This window comes from Pseudoneobacillus rhizolycopersici, assembly GCF_054786815.1.
In genome coordinates, this window is record NZ_JBTOOE010000007.1 from 109895 (window position 1) to 125650 (window position 15756).

Sequence of the window (15756 nt, forward strand, 5' to 3'; positions counted from 1 at the left end):
TCACCTCGTCTCCTCTTGCCGCTCCTTTGCACGAAGTTGTCCACATGCTGCATCTATATCATGACCGTGCTCGCGTCTAATTGTAACATTAACGCCATGTTTTTTTAATATTTTTTCAAATTCAAATATTTGATTTCTCGGTGTTCGTACATAGTTTCGTTCCGGAACATAATTAACAGGGATCAAGTTGACATGGCATTTAATACCCTTCAATAGATTAGCCAATTCTTCTGCATGTTCTGCTTGGTCGTTCACACCGCCAAATAGACCATACTCAAAGCTGACCCGGCGTCCTGTTTTATTAATATAATAGCGAACAGCTTTCATAAGCTCTGGCAAACTATAGGCTCTATTAATAGGCATCAATCGCGTTCTTATCTCCGTATTCGGTGCATGAAGGGAAATGGCAAAATTAATTTGCGTATTTTCATCAGCAAACTGATAAATTTTCGGTACAATCCCACTTGTTGAAACCGTGATGTGGCGAGCGCCAATGTTCAATGCTTTTTCGTGATTAATCGTTTTCAAAAACTTTAACATATTCTCGTAATTATCAAACGGTTCGCCAATCCCCATGATAACTACTGAGCTAACCCGTTCATTTGTCTCATCAAGGGCTTGTTGAACTTTGACCACTTGGGCTACAATCTCTCCAGATTCCAAATGACGTTTTAAACCGCCAAGTGTAGAAGCACAAAAGGTACAACCAATCCGGCAGCCAACCTGCGTTGTCACACATACTGAATTACCATAATCATGGCGCATTAAAACTGTTTCAATCGAATACCCATCGTGTAACTCAAATAAAAATTTGATGGTGCCATCCGTAGAAGTTTGTTGAATAATCGTCTTTAATGTCGTTAAAGAATAGGAATTTGAAAGCTTATCTCTCAAACCTTTCGATAGGTTTGACATCTCTTCATAGGAAACAATTCTTTTTTTATAAAGCCAATCAAAAATCTGCTCAGCCCGAAATGGCTTTTCACCATTCTCCTGTAACCAAGCTTTTAATTCGTCTAATTGTAGAGAATAGATGGAAGGTTTTGCTACAATCTCTGTTGATTGATTCACTGTTGTCTTTTCCATCGTTACACCTTCTTTCGTATACAAGCAATATAAAATCCGTCTGACCCAAAATCCTGAGGGAAAATTTGCAAATCATAACCTTCTATGAGAGGTTGGACCGCAGCAGGCATCCTATCTCTCCAGGTTAGATCGCCTTCGAAATTTGGATTATTTTCTAAAAAAGTTCGAATGACTGTTTCATTTTCCTCTTGATCGACTGTACATGTACTATATATTAGAATACCATCTTTTTTTAAAATACGCGAAACAGCTTGTAATAAATCTAATTGAATGGACTGGAGTCTAGCTAAGTCTTCTTCCCTTTTTGTATATTTGATATCCGGTTTCCGACGCATGACCCCTAATCCAGAACATGGGGCATCTAATAAAATTCGATCGAATTCAACATCCTCTAAATGTTCTCCAAGTTTCCGACTATCTAAAGCCTGTGCTGTAACATTTCCTAATCCTAACCGACTTGCATTATCCTTTATTAGTTTTACTTTATGTTCATGGAGATCAAAAGAAAAAACAGAACCCGTCCCATGTAGTTTCTCAGCAATATGGGTCGACTTTCCTCCCGGTGCTGCGCAGGCATCGAGGATGATCTCATTTTCTTTTAAACCAAGGGCATAGGCAACCAACATAGAACTTTCATCCTGGATTGTTAGTAGTCCGTTCTTAAAAGCTTGTGAGGAAGCAAGATTTCCCTGTAAGCAGTGGACTGATTCTGGGATAATTGCACTAGGTTCTACTGAAAATCCTTCTTCCCTTAAACTAATTAAAAGTTCTTCTCTGGCAATACGCGTAAGGTTTACGCGAGCTGTTTGTGTTGGTGCTGTTAAATTTAATTCACACATTTCCTTCGTTTTTATAGGTCCGAATTGTCCTACCCAACGATTCACCAGCCAATAAGGGTGGCTTGTTTCAATAGCAATCCGCTCGATTGGATCATTAATTTCGTTGATGGATGGCAATCCTTCTCGCTGGATGGACCGAAGAACTCCATTTACCAAACTGGATATCCCCTTATGTCCACGCTTTTTGGCAATTTCTACCGCTTCATAAATGGCCGCATGGTCGGGTACTTTATTTAAAAATTCAATTTGATAGAGCGTTAGCCTTAATAAATGGACAACCCATTTTTCCAGTTTTTTAGGATTTTTTAAAAACGGAGCTAAATAATAGTCAAGGGTCATTTTCCTTTGCAATGTACCATATACTAACTCTGTTAATAATCCAACATCTCGTTTGGGCACCTGATTTTTTTCTATCGCATGATGTAGAATCAAATTGCTGTAGGATTGATTTTTTTCTATTGTTTCTAGTAATTCTAACGCGGTTTCACGGACATTTTTCATTTTGTTTACCATTGCCTTAACTTAATCTTTTTCCTAAAATTTGATTATTACTACCTCTTAAAAATTGTACTGCCGACATTTTCTTCTTCCCTGAGGGTTGTAGTTCGGTTATTTTTATCGCTGTTTGATTGCCGGTTTGGACAACAATCCCATCATCCTCAAGACTGATAATTGTCCCCGGTTCAGCTATTATTTCAGTTGAATATTTCTCGCCCCACCAAACTTTCATCACATCGCCGTCTAATTCGGTATAGGCAACTGGCCACGGATGTAACCCTCGGATTTGATTGTATAAGTCCTCACCAGATTTAGACCAATTGATTTTTTCCTGTTCCCGTTTAATGTTCGGGGCAAAAGTTGCAAGACTCTCATCTTGTTGAATCCCCGAGAGCTGACCTTTGATTAATTTTGGCAATGTTTCAGAGAGAAGATTGGCTCCTGCTACACTAAGCTTGTCATGGAGGGATCCAACATGGTCGTTCTCCTCAATTGGAACACTAACGCTCGTTAATATATCACCTGCATCTAATTTTTCCGCCATATACATGATGGTAATACCTGTTTCTTTTTTACCTTGAATAATCGAATAATGAATCGGCGCTCCACCTCTTAATTCAGGCAAAAGGCTTGCATGGACATTAATACAGCCAAATTGGGGAGCGTCCAATAATTCTTTTGGCAAAATTTGTCCAAAGGCAGCTGTTACAATCATATCTGGCTGTAATGAGAGAATCTTGTCCAGTTCTTCCCGTTGCCGGATTTTTTCAGGCTGAAGAACAGGAATTTTGTTTGCTACTGCCTCAACCTTAATAGGGGGTGCTGTCAATATTTTCTTTCGACCTACAGGGCGATCAGGTTGAGTAACAACAGCTATCACGTCATAGCCATCTGTAATCAGCCTTCTTAGAATCGGAACTGAAAAATCCGGTGTTCCCATAAAAATGATTTTTGTCATTACTCTTCACTCCCTGCTAGTTCTTCTTCTGTTAGATAATGTGAAACTTTTGATGTAAATAATATTCCGTTCAGATGATCGATTTCATGCTGAATGGCTCGTGCTAGGAATTCCTCAGCTTCGAGAGTATAAAATTTCCCTTTGCGATCTTGTGCTTTTATTTTAACTCGATAGGGCCTTGTTACCTCTCCATATAGGTCTGGAAAACTTAAACAGCCTTCAGGTCCTGTTTGCTCCCCTGAATAATCAATAATTTCCGGATTAATCATTTCTATTGTTCCCGTTTCATCCCCAATATCAACGATGGCAATTTGCCAATCCAAATTAATTTGAGGAGCAGCAAGACCAACCCCATCAAATTCAATCATGGTATCATACATATCGTTTAATATTTTCACTAATTTCTTATCAAATGTCTTGACTTCTTTGCACTTAACTTCCAGTATTTCACTGGGGTGCAGTACTATTTTTCGAACAGCCAAAGTATTTCCTCCAAAACTCGTTTCTAGTTGAATTCATTTTTTACATAAACTAATTTATTATAACCATTACATTAAAATATAAGGATTTAAATCAACGATAATCTGTAGACCTGTTGAAGTCATTTCCTGTTGATACTGATTTAATATGGCCCTTAAAGCATTGGAAAGTTCTGGTTCATTTTTATATTTTATCAAACATTGATAGCGATATCTATTATTGATTCTAGCGAGCGGTGAGGCTACCGGACCAAGAATAATGGCTTGTTTGGAGAGTTTCCTCTTTAAATAACTGGTAATCTTATCTGTAACCGATACTACCTTCATTAAATCTTCATGGGTAACAGTTACTAATGATAAATAATAAAATGGTGGATAAGAATGGGTTTTTCTAACCATCATTTCATATTGATAGAATTGGTCGTAATTATGGTTTCCCGATAATTCGATGCTATAGTGTTCGGGTGAATATGTTTGAATTACTACTTCCCCAGGCAACTCATGTCGACCAGCGCGTCCACTTACCTGCGTAAGCAGTTGAAAAGTCTTTTCTGAGGAACGAAAATCCGGTAAATGCAGCATCGTATCGGCAGTTAATACCCCAACTAAAGTGATATTAGGAAAATCTAGTCCCTTGGCAATCATTTGTGTGCCAAGTAAAATATCTGCCTTATGATTCTGAAAAGCATCTAATAATTTCTCATGTGCTCCTTTTCGACTAGTCGTATCAACATCCATTCTAATCACACGTGCTTCAGGTAAAACCTTACCTAACTCTTCTTCTACCTTCTGGGTCCCGGTTCCAAAATAACGAATATATTCACTTTGGCACTCCGGACAATTTCTCGGTACATAATCTTCATGTCCACAATAATGGCATTTCATTCTTTGTTGGCTACGATGATAGGTCAACGAAATATCACAATGAGGACAGTTAACGACATATCCGCAATCTCGACACATCACAAACGACGAATGACCTCGTTTGTTTAAAAACAAAACAATTTGTTGTCCCTTTTGGAGCCGGTCTTTCATTTTTTCAAAAAGTAATTTGGAAAACATCGAGCGATTGCCATCTCGTAATTCCTCTCTCATATCAACAATATCAACCGCCGGTAACGACTGGTTATTCATTCTCGATGCAAGCGTTAATAATTGATAGACTCCTTTTTTAGCCCGGGCAAAAGACTCTAGCGAAGGTGTAGCACTACCCAAAATAACAGGACAAGAAAAATATTCAGCTCTTTTAATCGCAACATCACGAGCATGGTATCTCGGCGATTCCTCTTGCTTATAGCTTGTCTCATGCTCTTCATCAATAATAATAATACCAATATTCTCAAATGGCGCAAAGATAGCCGATCTTGCACCAACCACAACGGAAACTTCTTTACGATGAATTTTCCGCCACTCATCATACTTCTCCCCTGCTGATAGTCCACTATGGAGAACCGCTACTTGATTACCGAAACGGCCTTTAAAACGATTGACCATTTGGGGAGTTAAGGAGATTTCCGGAACAAGAACAATCGCTTCTTTCCCTTTTTCTAACACAGCTTGAATCGATTGAAGATAAACTTCTGTCTTTCCACTTCCTGTCACACCGTATAGTAAAAACACTTGATGGTCATCATTTTTGATTGTATTCCAAATAGGATTGATGACATTTTGCTGCGCTTCCGTTAGTGGTAATGGTGAAGTCCGAGGAAAATGTCGATTCACAAATGGGTCACGGTAAACTTCTACTTCATTTTCGGATAGAATGTTTTTTTCTATTAATCCTGAAACAGTGCTATGTGATATATTCAACTCTGCTAAAAGCAATTTTAAATCAATAGGTGCATGGTGATTAATAAAATAATCGATTATTTCATGTTGTTTTTTTGCCCTTACAGGTATTTTTTCTTTTTCTAGTCGCAACCCTTCAATTGTTGTAATAGGTAATATTTGTTTAACCTTTTTTTTATGAATGCGTTCCTTTACTTCATATATAACATCAATCTTTTGATTGTTTGCCTCATATTGAATCTCAGTCAGAATTCCATTTGCAACCGCATCATCCCATGCTAACTCACGTGTATCTTGGAAAAAAGGCTGTAGTATAAAAGATATTCCCCCTACATCTACACCTTTTGCAAGCACTAGCTTTTTTGTATATTTTGCTTTTAAAGCTGCGGGTAACATGGCTAGTAACCCTGAAATTTTGAAACATAAGGTTTTTTCTGCTAACCAATCGCCTAAATTTAATAATTCTGGTGTTAGCACGGGATAAAGGTCCATTGGTTCGTCAATTTCCTTTAGTTTGGAAACATCTGAGGCGGATTTAACCTCTACGACAAATCCTTGGATTTTACGTGGACCAAATGGAACCACGATTCTCATTCCAGGTCGAATACTTCCGATATATTTCTCAGGTATTAAGTAATCAAATGTCTTATCCGTTTGACGGGCAGGGACATCAACAATCACACTGGCGATGTTCATGCCTGTTCTTCCTTTATCATTTGAGCGATTTCGGTTAAAATTTCCTTTGCAACTTCCTTTTTTGATAATTTCGGCAATCTAATTGGCTCTGCTGATTTTTTTACAATGGTTACGATATTCGTATCAGTTCCAAACCCAGCCCCTTCTGCTAATACATCATTTGCAACAATCATATCAGCATTTTTTTTGACTAGTTTTTCTTTCGCATAATCTTCAACCTGATTTGTTTCTGCAGCAAAACCAACAAGAAATTGTTTCTTCTTTCTTTTGCCAAGTTCCATCAGAATATCCTTTGTCCGGACTAGTTCTAATACTTCTTCACCTGGCTGCTTTTTAATTTTTTGATCAGCAGGATGTTTTGGACGATAATCAGCGACAGCAGCTGTTTTGATGACAATATCTGCCTCAGTGAAACGACTGATTACCTCGTTGTACATATCTTCAGCACTTTCAACTGGTATAAAATGAACCCCTTTAGGTCGTTCAAGATGGACAGGACCTGAAACTAAAAAAACTTCTGCTCCCATTTTTTGGGCTACATCCGCAAGTGCATAACCCATTTTCCCACTGGAATGGTTTGTAATATAACGCACTGGGTCGATTTTTTCTCGTGTCGGGCCAGCGGTAATAATGATCCTTTTTTCATCTAGAATCTTGTTTTTACTACTGTTAAAATAAGTTCTAATCGTTTCAACAATTATTTCTGGTTCTTCTAATCTACCTTTTCCGACATATCCACAGGCCAGGAATCCTTCATTCGGTTCAATAAAGGCATAGCCCATTTCAGCTAGGCTACTAATATTTCTTTTTACGCTTGGATGTTCGTACATATGTACATTCATTGCCGGAGCAATCCAAACAGGTGCTGTTGTAGCTAAAAGCGTCGTTGTAATCATATCATCAGCAATCCCATTTGCCAGTTTTCCTATCAAATTGGCTGTTGCTGGTGCAACAAGCACTAAATCTGCCCAGTCAGCTAAATCAATATGGGCAATTACCTTTGGATTGGTTTCTTCAAAGGTATCGGTATAGACAAAATTTCGGGATAGCGCCTGAAAACTTAGTGGAGTTACAAATTTCGTGGCAGATTCACTTAAAATGACTTTAACTTCATAACCTGCTTGAGTTAATTTACTTGTTAAAGCGACAGCCTTATAAACAGCTATTCCACCGGTGACGCATAATAGGATTTTTTTATTTAACATGCAAATCCCTCCATATTCTTTTTGCTTTGATTTGATTGGTGTCTATTTACTTTTATTAAAAATAAGTAAGAATGAACTTCACAAAAATAACAACCTAATGGTGATAGGTTGTTATAGTTTAAAAAATATGAATGAGTTACTCACCGTGAGTCGTATCTTTTCTAACCATGATTAATTCATCAGCATGAATTTCTTCAAGTGCCTTCCCTACATATTTATGGGATACATACTTTAGAAGTTTTGGATTTCCCTCAAGTTGCATTTTTCTTGCTCTCCTTGAAGCAACTGTAACTAAAGAATACTTTGAATCAATTTTTGTTAACAATGAGTCAATAGATGGATATAACATAATTATTCAACCTCCAATAATTTTTTGTAACGATGTTCTACTCGTTCACGACGACAATGTTCCGCCTTCACAATCGCATTAATTCGATCACATGCAAGATCGACATGGTCATTTTCGACAACATAATCATAGAGATCGATCATCTCAATTTCTTCACGGGCAGTCAGTAAACGATTTGTAATTAAGTCTTCAGTCTCTGTACCTCGTGTAACAATGCGATTCTTTAATTCACTTAAACTAGGCGGCATTAAAAAGATAAATAACCCTTCTGGGAACTTTTCTCTTACCTGTCTAGCACCTTTTACTTCTATTTCCAAAAATACATCCTTACCTGAATTTAATGTTTCTTGAACATAGTCTACAGGGGTCCCATAATAATTTCCTACAAACTCGGCATATTCCAGCAATCTATCCTGTTTAATCAATTCCTCAAATTCCTCGCGTGATTTAAAGAAGTAATCAACCCCATCTACTTCTCCTTCACGAGGATTTCTCGTGGTCATTGAAATGGAATATTTAAAATCAGTATCCGGTTGTGAAAATATCGCCTTTCTAACAGTTCCTTTTCCTACACCAGATGGTCCTGATAATACAATTAATAACCCTTTTTCTTGCATGAAAAAATCCTACCCTTCATCGATTATGTCATCGCGATCATTAAGTCGTGCAGCTACTGTTTCAGGTTGTACAGCTGACAGAATTACATGGTCAGAATCCATCACGATAACAGCTCTAGTTTTTCTTCCATAGGTGGCATCAATAAGGGAACCACGATCACGGGCATCCTGTATTATCCTTTTAATCGGTGCAGACTCCGGACTTACTATCCCAATTATACGATTGGCTGATACAATATTACCAAAGCCAATATTGATTAATTTAATCGACATTCCCTTATCCCCCAAGTTCTCTACTATATTGTCACCGTCATTCTTTTTATCTAAACGGTATTATTCAATATTTTGACTTTGCTCTTTTAATTTTTCGAGTAAGCTTTTCATTTCTACCACTTCTTTAGCAATGTTTGAATCATTTGCTTTAGAACCAATCGTATTTACTTCGCGGTTCATTTCTTGAATTAAGAAATCTAACTTCCGACCGATCGGATCTGGCTCTAGTAAAGTCTCGAAAAATTGACGAATATGACTTTGTAATCTCGTTAATTCCTCGTTAATATCGGCCTTATCAGCAAAGATGGCAACTTCAGTTATGACACGTTGTTCATCCAAAACACCTGCCGTAAAATCCTGCAACCGTTTATTCAGACGTTCTTGATACCCACGAGCCACTAACGGTGCATAAGTCCTTACTTTGTTAATCGTTTCCTCAAGAACCAATAATTGCTTACGAATATCTAGCTCCAGTTCTTTTCCCTCTGTAACCCTCATTGCCATTAATTGCTCAACAGCTTCATTAACCGTTATGCTAAAAAGTCTTTCTAGTTCTTCATTACCTGACTCAACTTCTTCAACTTGCAACCATTCTTGACGTTCCAACAGTTCTTGCACCGTAATTTCTGAGTTAAGATGATATTTTTCTTTAATTTTTAATATGTATTGATAATATTCCTCAAGCAGGGGCCAATCAATAGTAACTTTTCGATGAATAGCACCATTTCCGGAGACTGTGACAAAAACCTCCACTCTCCCCCGATGTATATACTCACCTATCTGTTTTTTTATTTTTTCTTCCATTTTTAATAACTGCCTAGGCATTCGAATGTGGTATTCACAAAAACGGTGATTGACAGTTTTAATCTCAACTATTAGCGAAAAATCATTTGACTCCCTGTGACTTCGGCCAAATCCTGTCATACTCTTTACCATTTAAACAACCACATCCAGTCTGAAATGAAATTATAAAAGGCAGTAGAGTCCACTCTACTACCTTTTGGATTATAACACAAATTATTTAGTTTTTCTTGCCAAAAATGAGCCAGCCAATAAAAAAGTTGGAACTGCTGCTAATCCCAATACCAACATCCAATCTCTCGGCTCAATTGGGACGGTATGGAAAATCGGCTGAAGTGGTGGGTAATAAACCACAATTAAAATTAAAATAATGGAAGAAATAACCGACCAAACTAAGTACGGATTTCCAAATGGATTACGTGACAAAATCGACTTTTCACTACGGCAGTCAAAGACATGGATTAATTGGGCCATGACTAAAGTGACAAAGGCAATCGTTTGTGCGTAAATAAGGTTGTCTGGATCTCGATGATAGACGACGATAAAAGCAATCAAGGTCATTATCCCAATTAAAAACCCTCTTGAAACAACCTTCCAGGCAAGACCTCTTGCAAAAACTCCTTCTTTAGGATGTCTTGGTCCCCGCTTCATGACATTATCTTCTGGTTTATCTAATCCTAAAGCCATCGCAGGTAACCCATCAGTTACGAGGTTCACCCATAGTATTTGGATTGGAACTAAAGGTAATGGCAGTCCTAAAATCATTGCAAAGAGCATCACTAAAATTTCACCGACATTCGAGGCCAAGAGATATCGAATAAATTTACGAATATTCTCGTAAATATTACGTCCTTCCTCAATAGCGGCTTTAATTGTAGCAAAATTGTCATCCAACAGTACTAATGCAGATGCTTCTTTAGCCACATCTGTACCAGTAATCCCCATGGCAACTCCAATATCCGCTGCTTTTATTGCTGGGGCATCGTTAACCCCATCACCGGTCATTGCAACGATATGACCGCGATTTTGTAATGCCTTTACGATTTTTAGCTTATGTTCTGGGGAAACTCGGGCAAAAACAGAAACATTATCAACCACTTCTTCCAATTCGTTAACCGTCATATCAGATAATGCTTTGCCATCAATCACTTTACTGTTGGCGGTTAATATTCCTAGTTGTTTGGCAATCGCTTTTGCTGTAATGACATGATCCCCCGTGATCATTATCGTCTTAATACCAGCAGCCTTACATTCCTTAACTGCTTCCTTCACTTCTGGTCTAGGTGGGTCAATCATACCTTGAAGTCCGATAAAGATTAAATCTTTTTCTGCCTCTTTTTCAGTTATTGACGACACATTACCTGTAAGCGGTTTATATCCGATCGCAATAGTTCGAAGGGCTTGAGAAGCTAATTCATCAATAGCTTTTAATGCAATTGAGCGATTTTCTGATGACATATTCTGGATTTTCCCGTGAGCTAACATGGATTCACTTAACCCTACCAATACATCAGGAGCACCCTTTGTTACTACAAATTCTCTTCCTTCTTTATCTCTAACAATTACACTCATCATTTTTCTGGCAGAATCAAAGGGGAATTCTTTAATAATTTCGTATTGCTTTAAAAGATGACTGCTCTCAAAACCAGCTTTCATCCCACTTGCTAAAAGGGCTCCTTCTGTTGGATCACCATCTAAAATATACTCACCATCTCTAAGAATTAGGTTGGCATGGTTGCACAGAATTCCAAACATTAGTAATTGTTGTAATGCCTTTTCCTTTTTTACATCAATGATTTCATTATTACTTGTGAAATTTCCTGATGGTTCATAACCACCACCAGAAACATTCCAGGTTTTCCCGCCAATCCAAATATGGGTAACCGTCATCTTGTTTTGTGTCATCGTTCCAGTTTTATCAGAGCAAATGACTGATGCACAACCAAGCGTTTCAACGGCAGGTAGTTTACGAACAATTGCCTTTCTTTTAATCATTTTTTGAACTCCGAGTGAAAGAGCGACGGTTACGATCGCTGGTAAACCTTCTGGAATAGCAGCAACAGCTAATGATACTCCTGCTAAGAACATTGTATAGAGGTCATGCCCTTGAAGTACACCGATTCCAACAACTAAAAGAGTTAACACTAACGCGGTGAGTATAAGGATTTTTCCGAGTTGCTCTAAACGACGTTGTAAAGGAGTTTCCATCGACTCGGCATTTTGTAGTAGGTCAGCAATTTGCCCCATAGCTGTTTTCATACCCGTTGCAATGACTACTCCAATGCCACTTCCTCTTGTGACCATGGTACCCATAAAGGCCGTGTTTTCCATATCACCGATCCCAAGGTCCTTAGCTCTTAGACGCTCGGAATGCTTTTGAACAGGAACCGACTCACCCGTTAAGGCTGATTCTTCGATTTCTAAACTTGTTGTTTGGATAAGTCTAACATCGGCACCAATTCGGTCACCGCTCGAAAATTTTATGATATCGCCTGGAACCAATTCTTTTGAAGCTAATTTGCGCCATGTACCATCCCGAAGAACATGCACTTGGGGTGCCGAGAGTTCTTTTAACGCCTGGAGTGATTTTTCGGCTCTTCTTTCCTGGAAAAAACCTAGTATCCCGTTTATAAAAACGATTGCCATTATGGCAATTGCATCGATATATTCTCCAAGTAAACCAGAAATGAAGGTGGCTACAAGCAGAACTAACACCATAAAATCTTTAAATTGACTAAAGAATAGAAGTATAGCAGACTGCTTTTCTCCTTCTTGCAATTCGTTAAAGCCGTGTTGTTTAATTCTTTGGCCTACTTGCTCTTCCGATAATCCTCTTGAATAGTCGGTATCTAAAGCTCTCTCAATATCTTTTTCAGACATTTCATGGAATTTCATCCCGCTATCTCACTTCCCCTTTTGTTTTTTACATGTTTGTCCCTGTCTTTTACAATTCATATTCAGGCAAGTCCTAATAAATGCTAAAATAAGGAGAAGAGCTTAAAATAATTAAAGTTACTAAGAAAATTTTTTTTAGAAAAGGATGTATTTCAATGTCTTTCGATGGACTATTTACCAAATTAATGACTGAAGAAATTTCGTCGTTAATTAGCGGCAGAATTAATAAAATTTACCAACCTTATAAAAATGAAATGATTATAACAGTGAGAGCAAGCGGGAAGAACCATAAGCTATTGCTATCGGCACATCCAAGCTATGCTCGAGTTCAATTGACCAACGAATCGTATGATAACCCGAATGAACCACCGATGTTTTGTATGCTTTTACGAAAACATTTAGAAGGAGGAATTATTGAAAATATATATCAAATTGAACTAGATAGAATTATTGTTATGGAGGTAAAGGGTAGAAATGAGTTAGGAGATCTGACTTATAAACAGCTGATTATTGAGATCATGGGGAGACATAGTAATATCATTTTGGTGGATAAAGAAAAAAATACCATTCTTGATAGTATTAAGCATGTTTCATATGCCGTAAATAGCCATCGAGCTATTTTACCAGGACATGCTTACGTCCTACCTCCTCAACAAGAAAAGCAAAATCCATTTCATTTGGAAGAAACCGATATTTTAAAGAGATTAGATTTTAATGCTGGAAAGGTCGATAAACAGTTAGTTGAACAATTTGCAGGGCTCTCCCCTCTAATGGCAAAGGAAATCATCTATCGAAGCGGTTTAGCTAATCGTGTTACTGTTCCTAAAACTTTTTTAGTTATGATGAGTGACATTAAGGAAGGTAAAATCAAACCAACACTATCTATTAATGAACAAAAAGAGGCATTTTACTTTCTACCACTTGGGCATATAAATGGTGAAAAAAAGAGCTATTCAACATTAAGTGAACTATTAGACAGGTTTTACTTTGGTAAAGCAGAGCGTGACCGTGTTAGACAACAAGCAAATGATTTAGAACGGTTTATCCAAAATGAAATGGAAAAAAACGCAAAAAAAATTGAAAAATTAAAACTGACATTAGAAGAGGCGTCGAAGGCTGATCGATATCAATTATTCGGGGAATTGTTAACGGCCAATATGTATTCTTTGCAAAAAGGAATGAAGGAGATACAAGTCCTCAATTATTATGATGAAAATGAAGCAACTGTTTTGATTCCTTTAGACCCATTAAAAACCCCTTCGGATAATGCCCAAAAGTATTTTTCTAAATATCAAAAGGCTAAAAATTCGATTACCATTGTCGAGGAGCAGATTCGTTTAGCAGGAGAAGAGTATGCTTATTTCGATATCCTCTGGCAACAATTAATGTCCGCCTCGATAAGAGATATTGCCGAGATTCGTGAAGAATTGATTGAGGGTGGCTATATTCGTGAAAAACAAAGGAAGAAATCCAAAGCCAACACTCAAGGAAAACCACAACTTGAGATTTACTGGGCCAGTGACGGCACAGAGATCTTAGTTGGTAAAAATAATAAACAAAACGATTATTTAACCAACAAGCTTGCAGGCAGAGATGAAATTTGGTTCCATACGAAGGACATCCCTGGATCCCATGTGGTCGTTCGCAGTAAAAATCCTGATGAAACGACAATTTTGGAAGCTGCTACACTTGCTGCCTATTTTAGTAAAGCCAAATTATCTAGCTCTGTTCCGGTCGATTACACAAGAGTACGATTTGTCAAAAAACCTAATGGGGCAAAGCCAGGATTTGTTTTCTATGATCAACAGCAAACCATTTATGTTACTCCTAATGAAGAAAAAGTTCTTTCATTAAAAGCAAAAAATCCTTCAGCCTAATAGGTTGAGGGATTTTTTAAAAGCAGTAAGTTATACAAATATTTTTACAAATATCGGTATATTTTAAAAATAATATTGTTTATCTACGGAATTATTTATAAAATTTCACTAACAGCCCATATCGGACGGTGAACTTATTGGAAATCACTAAGCACTTTTTATATAATTTTTCTTTAATCATGTTTTTTGTATTTTTTTGTTTAGTAATTTTTGAGAGAAGTAGAAAAACGAGCATTTCTAAACCTGCACTTATCCTTTTAATATTATTACTACTTTGGACATGTATCCAATTTTCTTATCACCCTGTTCCTTCAGCACGGTTTGATTTGCGAATTATTCCATATGTAATCGGGAGCTTGTATCTAGGACTTGGTCTGATCCTTTCCCTAGCTATTATTTTTTTTCGTGCATTTTTTGGAATAGATACCGGTTTTTATTTAACTACCTTATTATATACACCATTAGCAGTTATTTTATGGCGAATATACCCATGGTTTCAAAAACAGATCCCGAAGCATCGGATATTTATCTCCGTAAGTATTGGGGTAATCCTTGGTATTATTACTGTTATTGGAATGGAAATGATTAGTACTCGAGATAGAATGATTGATGCATTATTTGCCTATCTCATCATTCCTCCCCTTGGTATCGGATTAATCTCTTATGGAATGGAATACGTTCGAAGAACCGTAGAAATGAAACATCAATTAATTAAAGCAGAAAAACTACATGCCGTCGAACAGATGGGAGCAGCCATTTCCCATGAAATTCGTAATCCACTAACGGCCGCTAGTGGATTTGTGCAATTAATGCTAGATGGCTATCTTCCTAGGAAACAACAACAAGAATATTTGCTAATTGTCAAGGAGGAACTGAAAGCTGCGGAAAAGGTCATTCAGGACTATTTAACTTTTGCTAAACCATCCATTATGGTTCAAGAGGAATTGAATGTAAAAAAGGAATTACAACAAATCATTACTATACTTCAACCTACTGCCAATCAGAACTCAGTTGAAGTTGCTACCGATTTTTCTGTCATTGGTTCTATTCAAGGCGATCGGCAAAAGTTTCAACAAGCGTTTATTAATGTCATAAAGAATGCGATTGAATCGATGCCAACCGGAGGATTGCTACAGGTTGGCACAGAGTTAGGAGAAAACTCCATTACGATTCAAGTGAAAGACACAGGTGTTGGAATGACAAAGGAGCAAATTGCTCGCTTAGGTGAACCTTATTATTCTACAAAAGGTTCAAGAGGAACCGGACTTGGCATGATGGTGGTCTATAGCATCGTTCGGGCGATGAATGGAGTCATAAGGGTAGAAAGTAAAATAGGATTGGGAACTACCTTCAATTTTACTTTCCCTATTAAAAATAAATAAAAACCGAGGGGAA

At 37.5% G+C, this 15756-nt stretch carries 13 protein-coding genes; 2 read left to right on the top strand and 11 right to left on the bottom strand.

Going from position 1 to position 15756, the window contains the following annotated elements; all coding sequences use genetic code 11:
- The 11 genes from rlmN to ACX9YW_RS09840 form a co-directional block, all read right to left on the bottom strand.
- Window positions 1-1086, bottom strand: a complete 1086-nt coding sequence (gene rlmN, locus ACX9YW_RS09790; protein ID WP_460345561.1) for a dual-specificity RNA methyltransferase RlmN — start codon at window positions 1084-1086, stop codon at window positions 1-3.
- Window positions 1087-1088: 2 nt separating this feature from the next.
- The gene (gene rsmB, locus ACX9YW_RS09795; RefSeq protein ID WP_460345564.1) at window positions 1089-2438 is read right to left on the bottom strand and encodes a 16S rRNA (cytosine(967)-C(5))-methyltransferase RsmB; all 1350 of its coding nucleotides are present in this window, start codon (window positions 2436-2438) and stop codon (window positions 1089-1091) included.
- Window positions 2439-2442: 4 nt separating this feature from the next.
- The gene (fmt, locus tag ACX9YW_RS09800; RefSeq protein ID WP_460345567.1) at window positions 2443-3381 is read right to left on the bottom strand and encodes a methionyl-tRNA formyltransferase; all 939 of its coding nucleotides are present in this window, start codon (window positions 3379-3381) and stop codon (window positions 2443-2445) included.
- A complete protein-coding gene (def, locus tag ACX9YW_RS09805) occupies window positions 3381-3863 on the bottom strand; it encodes a peptide deformylase (protein ID WP_460345570.1) in 483 nt (160 codons plus the stop codon). Before def ends, fmt begins: the two co-directional genes overlap by 1 nt.
- A 66-nt stretch (window positions 3864-3929) precedes the next feature.
- Window positions 3930-6344, bottom strand: a complete 2415-nt coding sequence (gene priA / locus ACX9YW_RS09810) for a primosomal protein N' (protein ID WP_460345573.1) — start codon at window positions 6342-6344, stop codon at window positions 3930-3932.
- The gene (gene coaBC, locus ACX9YW_RS09815; RefSeq protein ID WP_460345575.1) at window positions 6341-7549 is read right to left on the bottom strand and encodes a bifunctional phosphopantothenoylcysteine decarboxylase/phosphopantothenate--cysteine ligase CoaBC; all 1209 of its coding nucleotides are present in this window, start codon (window positions 7547-7549) and stop codon (window positions 6341-6343) included. Before coaBC ends, priA begins: the two co-directional genes overlap by 4 nt.
- A gap of 136 nt (window positions 7550-7685) precedes the next feature.
- Complete coding sequence (gene rpoZ / locus ACX9YW_RS09820) at window positions 7686-7898, bottom strand: DNA-directed RNA polymerase subunit omega (RefSeq protein WP_460345578.1); 213 nt, start codon at window positions 7896-7898, stop codon at window positions 7686-7688.
- 2 nt (window positions 7899-7900) lie between these two features.
- Entirely contained in the window at window positions 7901-8515 is a 615-nt protein-coding gene (gene gmk, locus ACX9YW_RS09825) for a guanylate kinase (protein ID WP_460345581.1), read from the bottom strand.
- 9 nt (window positions 8516-8524) lie between these two features.
- Window positions 8525-8788: an extracellular matrix/biofilm regulator RemA gene (gene remA / locus ACX9YW_RS09830; protein WP_460345584.1), complete on the bottom strand. Its 264-nt coding sequence runs from the start codon at window positions 8786-8788 to the stop codon at window positions 8525-8527.
- Between the two features lie 60 nt (window positions 8789-8848).
- A complete protein-coding gene (locus tag ACX9YW_RS09835) occupies window positions 8849-9724 on the bottom strand; it encodes a YicC/YloC family endoribonuclease (RefSeq protein WP_460345587.1) in 876 nt (291 codons plus the stop codon).
- Window positions 9725-9805: 81 nt separating this feature from the next.
- Entirely contained in the window at window positions 9806-12484 is a 2679-nt protein-coding gene (locus ACX9YW_RS09840) for a cation-translocating P-type ATPase (RefSeq protein WP_460345591.1), read from the bottom strand.
- 155 nt (window positions 12485-12639) lie between these two features.
- Between ACX9YW_RS09840 and ACX9YW_RS09845 the strand changes: the two genes are divergently transcribed.
- Both ACX9YW_RS09845 and ACX9YW_RS09850 read left to right on the top strand, forming a co-directional pair.
- A complete protein-coding gene (locus ACX9YW_RS09845) occupies window positions 12640-14361 on the top strand; it encodes an Rqc2 family fibronectin-binding protein (protein WP_460345594.1) in 1722 nt (573 codons plus the stop codon).
- Between the two features lie 326 nt (window positions 14362-14687).
- The gene (locus ACX9YW_RS09850) at window positions 14688-15743 is read left to right on the top strand and encodes an ATP-binding protein (RefSeq protein WP_460345596.1); all 1056 of its coding nucleotides are present in this window, start codon (window positions 14688-14690) and stop codon (window positions 15741-15743) included.
- The last annotated feature ends 13 nt before the right edge of the window (window positions 15744-15756 follow it).

Coding starts and splice junctions, on each gene's coding strand:
- rlmN (WP_460345561.1), bottom strand. CDS start 1,086: ATGGAAAAGACAACAGTGAATCAATCAACAGAGATTGTAGCAAAACCT.
- rsmB (WP_460345564.1), bottom strand. CDS start 2,438: ATGGTAAACAAAATGAAAAATGTCCGTGAAACCGCGTTAGAATTACTA.
- fmt (WP_460345567.1), bottom strand. CDS start 3,381: ATGACAAAAATCATTTTTATGGGAACACCGGATTTTTCAGTTCCGATT.
- priA (WP_460345573.1), bottom strand. CDS start 6,344: ATGAACATCGCCAGTGTGATTGTTGATGTCCCTGCCCGTCAAACGGAT.
- coaBC (WP_460345575.1), bottom strand. CDS start 7,549: ATGTTAAATAAAAAAATCCTATTATGCGTCACCGGTGGAATAGCTGTT.
- rpoZ (WP_460345578.1), bottom strand. CDS start 7,898: ATGTTATATCCATCTATTGACTCATTGTTAACAAAAATTGATTCAAAG.
- gmk (WP_460345581.1), bottom strand. CDS start 8,515: ATGCAAGAAAAAGGGTTATTAATTGTATTATCAGGACCATCTGGTGTA.
- remA (WP_460345584.1), bottom strand. CDS start 8,788: ATGTCGATTAAATTAATCAATATTGGCTTTGGTAATATTGTATCAGCC.
- ACX9YW_RS09835 (WP_460345587.1), bottom strand. CDS start 9,724: ATGGTAAAGAGTATGACAGGATTTGGCCGAAGTCACAGGGAGTCAAAT.
- ACX9YW_RS09840 (WP_460345591.1), bottom strand. CDS start 12,484: ATGAAATTCCATGAAATGTCTGAAAAAGATATTGAGAGAGCTTTAGAT.
- ACX9YW_RS09845 (WP_460345594.1), top strand. CDS start 12,640: ATGTCTTTCGATGGACTATTTACCAAATTAATGACTGAAGAAATTTCG.